Source organism: Mesorhizobium sp. M1295 (assembly GCF_040318135.1).
Classification (GTDB): Bacteria; Pseudomonadota; Alphaproteobacteria; order Rhizobiales; family Rhizobiaceae; genus Mesorhizobium.
Genome location: NZ_JAMYLU010000010.1, coordinates 203,574 through 212,459 on the forward strand (window position 1 = coordinate 203,574; position 8,886 = coordinate 212,459).

At 63.3% G+C, this 8,886-nt stretch carries 11 protein-coding genes; 5 read left to right on the plus strand and 6 right to left on the minus strand.

Annotation, left to right across the window (positions count from 1 at the left end; all coding sequences use genetic code 11):
* The first annotated feature begins 52 nt into the window (after positions 1-52).
* Complete coding sequence (locus NKH29_RS16635; RefSeq protein ID WP_352639934.1) at positions 53-1,009, plus strand: LysR family transcriptional regulator; 957 nt, start codon at positions 53-55, stop codon at positions 1,007-1,009.
* On the opposite strand, the gene NKH29_RS16640 is transcribed toward NKH29_RS16635, so the two are convergent.
* The gene (locus NKH29_RS16640) at positions 969-1,568 is read right to left on the minus strand and encodes a TetR/AcrR family transcriptional regulator (RefSeq protein WP_023719331.1); all 600 of its coding nucleotides are present in this window, start codon (positions 1,566-1,568) and stop codon (positions 969-971) included. The two genes, NKH29_RS16635 and NKH29_RS16640, sit on opposite strands and share 41 nt — an antisense overlap.
* Before the next feature lie 66 nt (positions 1,569-1,634).
* On the opposite strand from NKH29_RS16640, the gene NKH29_RS16645 reads away from it, so the two are divergent.
* Positions 1,635-2,060 carry a VOC family protein gene (locus NKH29_RS16645; RefSeq protein ID WP_352483190.1) on the plus strand — a complete coding sequence of 142 codons (426 nt, stop codon included), beginning with the start codon at positions 1,635-1,637 and terminating at the stop codon, positions 2,058-2,060.
* Here NKH29_RS16645 and NKH29_RS16650 read toward each other — a convergent pair.
* Complete coding sequence (locus NKH29_RS16650; protein WP_352494948.1) at positions 2,057-3,007, minus strand: S1C family serine protease; 951 nt, start codon at positions 3,005-3,007, stop codon at positions 2,057-2,059. The two genes, NKH29_RS16645 and NKH29_RS16650, sit on opposite strands and share 4 nt — an antisense overlap.
* A 175-nt stretch (positions 3,008-3,182) precedes the next feature.
* On the opposite strand from NKH29_RS16650, the gene NKH29_RS16655 reads away from it, so the two are divergent.
* Positions 3,183-4,055 carry a S1C family serine protease gene (locus NKH29_RS16655; protein ID WP_352591324.1) on the plus strand — a complete coding sequence of 291 codons (873 nt, stop codon included), beginning with the start codon at positions 3,183-3,185 and terminating at the stop codon, positions 4,053-4,055.
* 7 nt (positions 4,056-4,062) lie between these two features.
* Positions 4,063-4,695, plus strand: coding sequence for a helix-turn-helix transcriptional regulator (locus NKH29_RS16660; RefSeq protein ID WP_023719327.1), 633 nt, complete (start codon positions 4,063-4,065; stop codon positions 4,693-4,695).
* 7 nt (positions 4,696-4,702) lie between these two features.
* Here the strand turns inward: NKH29_RS16660 and NKH29_RS16665 are convergent, their stop codons facing one another.
* Together NKH29_RS16665 and NKH29_RS16670 are read right to left on the minus strand one after the other, a co-directional pair.
* A complete protein-coding gene (locus tag NKH29_RS16665) occupies positions 4,703-5,092 on the minus strand; it encodes a type II toxin-antitoxin system VapC family toxin (protein WP_023719326.1) in 390 nt (129 codons plus the stop codon).
* A complete protein-coding gene (locus NKH29_RS16670; RefSeq protein ID WP_023719325.1) occupies positions 5,089-5,355 on the minus strand; it encodes a type II toxin-antitoxin system VapB family antitoxin in 267 nt (88 codons plus the stop codon). Before NKH29_RS16670 ends, NKH29_RS16665 begins: the two co-directional genes overlap by 4 nt.
* Positions 5,356-5,553: 198 nt before the next feature.
* Between NKH29_RS16670 and NKH29_RS16675 the strand changes: the two genes are divergently transcribed.
* Positions 5,554-6,420, plus strand: a complete 867-nt coding sequence (locus NKH29_RS16675; RefSeq protein WP_352494950.1) for an SDR family oxidoreductase — start codon at positions 5,554-5,556, stop codon at positions 6,418-6,420.
* A 54-nt stretch (positions 6,421-6,474) separates the two neighbouring features.
* Here the strand turns inward: NKH29_RS16675 and NKH29_RS16680 are convergent, their stop codons facing one another.
* Together NKH29_RS16680 and NKH29_RS16685 are read right to left on the minus strand one after the other, a co-directional pair.
* Positions 6,475-6,990, minus strand: a complete 516-nt coding sequence (locus NKH29_RS16680) for a TIGR00645 family protein (RefSeq protein ID WP_023719323.1) — start codon at positions 6,988-6,990, stop codon at positions 6,475-6,477.
* A 237-nt stretch (positions 6,991-7,227) separates the two neighbouring features.
* A partial coding sequence (locus tag NKH29_RS16685; RefSeq protein ID WP_502911268.1) for an OmpA family protein occupies positions 7,228-8,886 on the minus strand: 1,659 nt, incomplete at its 5' end.

The following is an 8,886-nucleotide window of genomic DNA, read 5'->3' on the forward strand; positions in this document are numbered from 1 at the left end:
TTGAAAAACTGGTATATTTTGTATATGATCCATCTAAATTGTGGATTGAAAGATGCAGCCCAACCCGACGCTTGACCAACTGCAGATCCTGGTTGCGGTGGCCGACACCGGTTCCTTCTCGGCTGCCGGCCGTAAGCTCAACCGCGCGCAGTCGGTCATCAGCTACGCCATTGCCAACCTCGAAGCGCAGCTTGGGCTGAAGCTGTTTGAGCGTGAGGGCACGCGTGAGCCGCAACTGACCGATGTCGGCAAGGCGACGCTGGAAGATGCGCGGCGCATGGTCGGCGTGCTGCAACGCATCCGCTCGCGTATCGACGGATATCGGCAGGGATTGGAGGCGGAAGTTGCGCTGTCGGTCGACGTGACGCTACCGTCGCCGGTGCTGGTTCGGGTGCTAAAGGCATTCGAGGTGCAGTTTCCGGCCGTGACACTGCGTCTGCATATCGGCTCGCTTGGCCTTATCCTCGATCATGTTGTCGGCGGACAGGCCGATCTCGGCATCGGAGGGCTTCTGGGCGAGGCGGATGTGAATCTGCTGCGCATCGGTTTCTTCTCCCTGGTGCCGGCCGCAGCGCCTGATCACCCGCTGGCGCTGCTGCCCAGACCAGTGGCGCTGGAGGATGTCCGCGAACACATCCAACTGGTCGTCTCGGACCAGTCCGAGCGTACGCGCGGGCGCGACTATGGCGTCTTCGCCTACCGCACTTGGCGGCTGACGGATGTGCGCACCAAGCACGTGCTGATGCGCGAGGGGCTGGGCTGGGGCGGGCTGCCGCGATGGCTGATTGCCGATGATCTGGCGAACGGCCGGCTCGTCGAACTCGATCTCGAGCCTTACAGCGAAGTCCGCTCGCCGCTTTATGCCATGCACCGCGCCGATCGCAGCCCGAAACCGGCGGCCGCCTGGCTGATCGATCAGTTCAAGCGCCAGCTTGGTTGTTTCAACGAATTCGAGCCGGGTGAGGTGCCTAAGGAGGAGCCGGAGACAGACCGTCGATCAGCGCGATGAGAACGGCGCGATAGTCCTCGATCGATGCTCCAGCTTCAATGGCGAGCGCTGCGCGGTCGAAGGCAGCGGCGAGCAAAGCGGTCAGTGCTTCCACAGGCAATCTCGTCATAGAGTGCGAGCGCATCGCGGCAACAAGGCCCTCACGCAGCGAACGGTTGCCATGGCGATTGTCGATCGCATCCATGGCGGCGCGGCCGAGCACGGCGGGGCCATCAAGCAGCAAGAGCCGAGTTCGGCCGGGGGCGCGCATGGCAGCCAGATAGGCATCCGAGCCGGCAATCAGCGCATCGCGGGCAAATAGCGAAGGCGGCGACGCGCGTTCGATCTCTTCCGCCACGGCTTGCGCCTCCTGTTCGACCACAGCGGCAAACAGCGCCTGCTTGTCTGCAAAGTGATGATAAAGCGCGCCGCGCGTTACGCCGGCAGCGGCGACGATCTCGGGTGTGCTGGTCTCGGCATAGGATTTTTCGGTGAACAGTTTTCGCGCCGCAGCGATGAGCTCGGCGCGTGTCGCTTCGGTGCGATCACGGTTGGAGCGGCGAGCGGATCGCTGTTGCATACATTCAGCCTGTATGTTAGTTACATTTACATGCAGATTGTATGGTGTTCGCCGGGAGAAGGAAAGATGAGGACGACGAGCTATTATCCGGTGCTGATGACGGGCGATGTTGCCGGCACTGCAGCCTTTTATGTCGCGCATTTCGGCTTCAAGCCGCTGTTCGAGGCCGACTGGTACATCCATCTGCGCTCAGCCGAAGATCGCCGCGTCAACCTCGGCATCGTCCAGGGCGATCATGAGACGATCCCGGAGGAGGGGCGGGGCCGCGCGTCTGGCGTGCTGATCAATTTCGAGGTCAGGGACCCGGATGCCGTCTATGAGCGGATCACCGCCGCCGGCCTGCCGATCCTGCTAACGCTGCGCGACGAACCCTTCGGCCAGCGCCATTTCATCACCAAGGATCCCAACGGCGTGCTGATCGACGTGATCAGGCCGATCCCGCCGAGCCCGGAATTCCTGGCGCAATATGCGCAGGGTGCTGCAGCGAGCTAGCTTGCCCTCGCCAACGGCATCACCGTGACCTGGGCAATGCCGGAGCGGCGCACCACCGTGCACAGTGTCTCGCGGCCGATGCGCTCGGCGTCGAGCATGCGCACAAGATCGTCGACGCCGGTGACCGGGCGGCCGTCGATGGCGACAATAATGTCGCCTTCCCTGAGGCCGGCCTTGTCCGCCGGGCTGTTCTTCTCGACGCTGCGCAGGCGCACCGCCGTGCTGCTCGACACTTGCGACAAGAGTGCTGCGCGGCGCGGCAGGTTGGTGGTGTCGGCGGAAACGCCGATGAAGGCGCGGCGCACGCGGCCGAAGCGGATGATCTCCGAGATGACGAAATTGGCGGTGTTGGAGGCAACCGCGAACGCGATGCCTTGCGCTCCGTGGATCATCGCGGTGTTGACGCCGATCACCTCGCCGGCCGAGGACACCAGCGGTCCGCCGGAATTGCCGGGGTTGAGCGCGGCGTCAGTCTGGATGACGTCGTCGATCAGCCGGCCGGTGGAGGCACGCATCGAGCGGCCGAGCGCCGAGACGACGCCGGTGGTGACGGTCCATTCGAAGCCGAGCGGGTTGCCGATGGCAATTGCAATCTGGCCGCGCCTCAAACGCTTGGAATCGCCAAGCGGCGCAACGTCGGCAAAGTTGCCGTCGGCGCGCACCAGCGCAATGTCGGTGTCGGGGTCGCGGCCGAGCACGCGGCCTTCCCTGGAGGCGCCGTCCGGCATCGACACGCGCACACTGCGCGCATCGCCGACGACGTGGAAGTTGGTGACGACCAGCCCGTCCGGCGCGATGACGAAGCCTGAGCCATGGCCGCCCGGGCCACCGACACGCTCGATGCGGCAGACGGCGGGCCCGATGCGGTCGACGGCATCGGCGACCGTCGCCGAATAGGCATCGAGAAGGGCATCGTCATATTGCAATTGCTGGGCGGGCAGGGCCATCTGCGGGGCTCCGTAGCTTTTGGAACAAGATGAACAATGCCTATATGTGCGGAGCGGCCGGACCGGCCGCGACCTGACCAGATGGCCAGTCAAACGCCCAACTAGCCGTCAGGCGAGTATCCGCCAACGCCCTGCCGGGCGATATCTGGGTCACGAGGAACCCAGGAGACAAATCATGAGCGATTTCAATCTGAGCACATTTTCCGACGCCATTGCCGACATCGCCGCAGCCGCGGCTCCAGCGACGGCCAGCTTCGCGACGCACCACCACCGCACGTCTACCGCTTTCCACTGGCAGGACGACTATTTCGTCACTGCCGAGGAGGCGGTCGAGGCCGGCGAGGAGATCGAGCTGACGTTTCCTTCGGGCGAAACCGTCAAGGCCGAGCTGGTCGGCCGCGACCCGTCCACCGGCACGGCCGTTTTGAAACCCACCGGCGCACCAAGCGTGCCGTCCCTGGTGAAGGCGGATGCAGTGCGGCCGGGCAATCTGGCGATCGTCGCGGGCAATAGCGACGGCACCTCGCTCGCTACCTTCGGCACGGTCGGCGAGGTCGGCCCGGCCTGGCGTTCAATGCGCGGCGGCACGATCGACCGGCGCATCAACCTTGCCGTCAATGCCGGCGGCCGTTTCGAGGGCGGCCCTGTGCTCGACGCCAAGGGCGGACTGATCGGCATGCTGCTGTTCGGGCCACGCCGGCGGGCGCTGGTCATGCCTTACGAAACGATCGAGCGGGCAGTCACGACGCTGCGCGAGAAGGGTCATGTGGCGAGGGGCTATCTTGGTGCCGGCCTGCATCCGGTCCGCAATGGTGATACACAGGGCGCCATGGTGATGAGCCTTGACGATAGCGGCCCGGCGAAAGCCGCCGGTCTCAGTCTCGGCGACATCATCGTATCGTGGAACGCAGAGACGGTGCATGGCCCGCGCGAGCTGATCCGCAAGCTCGGGCCGGACAGCGCCGGTGCCTTGGTGACACTCGGCGTGGTGCGCGGCGGCGAGAACCGTGAGGTCTCACTGACCATCGGTGAAAAACCACTGAGCTGAGGGATAGATGGTAAGCGGTGAGGTCGCTGGCAGACGGCTGACGGTGCTGATCGTGCTCCGTGACGTCGAGCGCGCGCGAAGTCTGTCCGCGGCTCTCGCTGCGACCGATGACCTGCAGCCTTTTCTGGCGGGCGAAGTCGACGGGCGTTGGGCGGCGGATGTCGCCATCGTCGATGATCATGGGGTGCAAGGCGGGCTCGTCGACGCCGCTATGCCTCGAGTGCTGCTATCGTCGCGAGCGGCCGGGGAGCGGCCGGCCGATACAGTGTTTGCCGTGCTGCCGGTGGCAGCGGACGACGTGCTGATCGCCGCTGCGGCGCGGCTGGCGGCGGCTGGCTACCGGATTTCGCGTGACAGCCACGCTCTGTCAGACGGGCACGATTTTACCTTTCATGACAGCGACCGGTTCGACGAGGAACCGAGTAACGAGCAAATCGTCCGGCCGACGCTTTCGCCGCGCGAAAGCGAGGTGCTGGCACTGCTCGCCGAAGGCGCGCCCAACAAGGTCATCGCGCGGCGGCTGAACATCTCCGTGCATACGGCGAAATTCCACGTCGCAGCGATCCTGACGAAGCTCGGTGCCGCCAACCGCACCGATGCGATCGCCATCGCCATGCGGCAGGGCCTGGTGCTGGTCTAGCCGTGGATCAAACAGCCGGTTCGATGTCGGTCAGCCGGAAATCGTCACCCTTGAACAGCAACGGCATGGCTTCGATACGTGCCGCAGCATAGGCAATGCAGTCGCCGAAGTTGAGGGCGGCCGGATGCCGGCCCTTGCCATAGCGCAGGAACGCCTGACGAGCGACCGCGGCGTGGTCGGCCGTGAAGGGGATCGTCTCGATCGAGGCGGTGCGCAAAAAAGTTTCGAAGCGATCGATAATCTGGTCCTGCCAGCGGCCGACGAGCACCATTGTCGTTTCAAGCAGTGTCGGTGCCGGAAGCAAACGTCTTTCAGCCTGGGTGATCGCCAAAACGAAGCGGTCGTAGCCCGGCTCCGTGCGTAAAATGGCGACCAGCGCCGAGGAATCGATGATCATCGCGTCGGGATACCCAGTTCGTCATAACCGAGAATTTCATCGTCGCTCATCGCGTCTTTGCGCTCCGGTATTCGTGCAGCTCGTTCCGCAATCGCCATCAGACGTTGAAAAAGGTCACCGGTCTCGTCGCGCGGCACAAGCCGCTCGCGCGCAACCTCGCGCTCGAGGCTTTGACGGATGGCCTCCGTCACCGATACCTGGCGCCGGCGGGCGAGCTCACGTGCCAGTTGCTCGACCGCCATATTCTTGATCGATAAGGCCATTTATATATTCTCCCTTTTCGTATAGAATATATACCAACTTGCCCGACAGATTCAACGCGCGCTCCCGCGAAATCCACGACCCTCCGTAGCGTCACACCACCGCTGCGGGTTAAGGGCGCTTGTATCCGCCGGCGGTGCAGGCAAGGATCGCAAGGAGAAAAGATGGTAGAAAAGAGAGTAGCACAGGGAGGGGCGAGGATGTCGCTCAAGGGAAAGACGCTGTTCATCTCTGGCGGGTCACGCGGCATCGGGCTGGCGATTGCGCTGCGCGCCGCGCGCGACGGCGCCAATGTGACGATCGCGGCCAAGACCGCCGAGCCGCATCCGAAGCTGCCGGGGACGATCTACACAGCGGCGCAAGAGATCGAGCGGGCCGGCGGCAAGGCGCTGCCGGCGCTGTGCGACATCCGCGATGAAGCGCAGGTCGCCGAAGCCGTCGCCAAGACCGTGGAGACGTTCGGCGGCATCGATATCTGCATCAACAATGCCAGCGCCATCCAACTCACCGGCACGCTGGAGACCGACATGAAACGCTACGACCTGATGCACCAGATCAACACGCGCGGTACTTTTCTCGTCTCCAAAATGTGCATTCCACACTTGAGGTTGGCGGAAAATCCTCACATTTTGAATCTGGCGCCGCCGCTCGACATGAAGGCCAAGTGGTTCAAGAACCATGTCGCCTACACGATGGCGAAGTTCGGCATGTCGATGTGCACGCTGGGCATGAGCGCCGAGTTCGCCAGGGATGGCATTGCGGTCAATTCGCTCTGGCCGATCTCGACCATCGACACGGCGGCGGTGCGCAACCTCCTGGGCGGGGCGACGGTGGCGGCGATGAGCCGTTCGCCCGACATCATGGCCGATGCCGCACACGCCATCCTGGTCAGGCCGTCGCGCGGGGCAACCGGTAATTTCTACATCGACGAAGAAGTGCTGCGCGCCGAAGGCGTCAGCGATTTCTCAGCCTATGCGCCGGGCGCGACAGGCCCGCTCGCCGGCGACTTTTTTGTGCCGGACGAGGTGTTCGAGCGGACTGATACCAAAATCAAAGGTATTTACTGACGGAAAGCATCTAGCTGACAGGCGTATCTCTTAAAGACCGGCACAGACGCGTGCTCAGCCTTCGGCTTTCTTGGCTTTGCCAAGACCCATCAGCCGGTCGATATAGGCAAGCATCAGTGCCGACAGAACGAAGGCCAGATGAATGATGGTCAGCCACATCAGCTGGTCGGTCGTGTAGGAGACCGAGTTCAGGAAAACCTGCAAGAGGTGGATCGAGGAGATGGCGACGATTGTCGAGGCGACCTTGACCTTCAGCGAGCCGACATCGATCGTGCCCAGCCAATGCACCTTGCCGTCATTTTCATCGAAGCGGCTTACGAAGTTTTCGTAGCCCGAGATGATCACCATCACCACCAGTGAGGCGACCAGCGCGGCGTCGATGAGGCCGAGGATCTTCAGGATGGTATCGGTGTCGTCGAGCGTGAAGGCCACGGAGACGAACTCGAACAGCTTCTTGCCGAAGGACACGGCATAGATGGCAAGCGCCGCGCCCAGTCCGAGATAGAAGACGACCAGCAGCCAGCGCGAGGCGAGAATGATCGATTCGATGGCGAGTTCGAGGCGCTTCATGCGGCGATTCCGGGCTCCGTTGTCGGAGTGCCGTATTTCGGGCAGGCTGCGGCGGTTTGCAAGGTTCTAAAAAACGAAACCCCGCCGGGGAGGGGAACCGGCGGGGCTCGTGTGTCCCGCTGGAGTCGGGACGGGGCAGGGACGCCCTTTCCAAAATTTGGGATTGGTGACCTCGCGTTTCAAGATTGGTGACCGCGCGATTCAATGGTTGATCGGATCGCGCGGTTCACATTCCGCTTATTGGGCGCTGGCCACCGGCGCCACCAGCGAGGTGATGCGGCGGATGGCGACGCGGCGGTTCTCACGGTTGGGTCCCGACGTGTCTACCTTGAGATACTCCTCGCCATAGCCCTGTGTCGTCAGGTTCTCCGGCGGGATGCCGAAGGCATTGGTCAAGGCTTCGGCGACTGCCTCGGCGCGGCGGTCGGACAATGCAAGGTTCGCTTCCGGCTTGCCGACTGCATCCGTGTGGCCTTCGATCAGGAAGGTCTCGGCCGGGTTTTTCTTCAGCAGCTTGTCCATGGCGTTGGCAACACCCTCCAGCTTCTGGACCTCGGTGTCGGAAATCGAAGCCGAACCGAATTCGAAGTTGAGCGTATCGAGGTCGATGCGGCGGGCAATGTCGCGCACGCGGGCTGAGCGTTTGACCTCGTCGATCGAATAGAGGCGCTGGACCTTCTCCACCGGCGGTCGTTCGAGGAAGGTGTAGTAGTCGTCCGGATCCTCGACCTCTTCGGAATCCAGAATGTATTCCTCTTGCGGGATGGTAAGGCGCATCGGCGGCAGGTCGTCGCCCGGGTCGCGCCAGTCTGCATCATCGTCATAGTTCCGCTCGTCGACATAGCTCAGCACATATTCGCGTCCGTCAGGCGCGATGCGTGAACGCTGGATCACGTCGCCGTAGCGGTTGCGGATGGTGACGATCCGGAAACCGTTGTCACGCTCCACGATTTCCCGGGTGCGATCGCCCGACAGGTCCTCATAATAGACATTCCTGGCGCCGCGGTGCATACGCGGGGCGTCGCTGCTTTCGACGAACGTCTGGTTGTTGAACTGGAGGATGACGCGGTCGCCGAATTCCCTGAGGACATTGGTGCCTTGCGGGCGCCGACGACGACGAACATCCTCGAAATCGGCTGAGCGCTCGACGCGCTTGCCTTTTTCCTCGGTCACGGGAGCGATCTTTTCAGGTTTGATCTCCTGCTGCGCTGCCCGGTCGTCGGTCGGGGGCGGCCCCTGGTCGACCGGAGCCGGTTTCGAGACTTCCGCCTGGTTGCCGTTCTCCTCGACGGGCTGGTTGCCTTCCTGACCACCCGTTTTGCCGCCATTTTGGCGACCCGCGTTTTGGCCGCCTTGGTCCTTGCCGTGCCTGCGCCTGACATCCTTCTGACTGTCCAGTATGGGCGCCTCGTTCGGGTTGGCCGCGGCTTCGCCCGAAGCAGGGGGCCCACCCTCGGCGGGTGCTGCCTGTTCGCCGGTGGCGGGTTGCTCACCGGTTGCGGGCTGCTGTTCGCCTGTCACCGGCTCTTCCCCAACGGGCTTCTTGCCGCGTTTCTTCGCCTGGTCCTGGGGCTGTTCGGCTTGAGCAGGAGCGGCTTGCTTGTCGGTTGGAAGTGGCTCGGCCTGTGGGAGAGCCGGCGCCGCCTGCTGGTCCTGCTTATTCTTCCTCTTGCGCGGATTGCCCTGCTCGTTGTCGTTTGCAGGGGCAACCTGCTCGGCCGGCTGTTCAGCAGGTGCGGCTTCCTGCTGTTGCTGGTCGCGCTTCTTCCTGCGCTGCTTGAGCTGCTGCTGAACGTCGTTCGCGGGCGCAGCCTGCTCGGCCGGCTGTTCAGCAGGTGCGGCTTCCTGCTGTTGCTGGTCGCGCTTCTTCCTGCGCGGCTTGAGCTGCTGCTGATC

Bases quoted from the DNA above. Each gene is read 5' to 3' on its own strand.
- NKH29_RS16650 (WP_352494948.1), bottom strand. From the start codon at position 3,007: ATGGCCCTGCCCGCCCAGCAATTGCAATATGACGATGCCCTTCTCGAT.
- NKH29_RS16655 (WP_352591324.1), top strand. From the start codon at position 3,183: ATGAGCGATTTCAATCTGAGCACATTTTCCGACGCCATTGCCGACATC.
- NKH29_RS16670 (WP_023719325.1), bottom strand. From the start codon at position 5,355: ATGGCCTTATCGATCAAGAATATGGCGGTCGAGCAACTGGCACGTGAG.
- NKH29_RS16640 (WP_023719331.1), bottom strand. From the start codon at position 1,568: ATGCAACAGCGATCCGCTCGCCGCTCCAACCGTGATCGCACCGAAGCG.
- NKH29_RS16645 (WP_352483190.1), top strand. From the start codon at position 1,635: ATGAGGACGACGAGCTATTATCCGGTGCTGATGACGGGCGATGTTGCC.
- NKH29_RS16660 (WP_023719327.1), top strand. From the start codon at position 4,063: ATGGTAAGCGGTGAGGTCGCTGGCAGACGGCTGACGGTGCTGATCGTG.
- NKH29_RS16635 (WP_352639934.1), top strand. From the start codon at position 53: ATGCAGCCCAACCCGACGCTTGACCAACTGCAGATCCTGGTTGCGGTG.
- NKH29_RS16675 (WP_352494950.1), top strand. From the start codon at position 5,554: ATGTCGCTCAAGGGAAAGACGCTGTTCATCTCTGGCGGGTCACGCGGC.
- NKH29_RS16665 (WP_023719326.1), bottom strand. From the start codon at position 5,092: ATGATCATCGATTCCTCGGCGCTGGTCGCCATTTTACGCACGGAGCCG.
- NKH29_RS16680 (WP_023719323.1), bottom strand. From the start codon at position 6,990: ATGAAGCGCCTCGAACTCGCCATCGAATCGATCATTCTCGCCTCGCGC.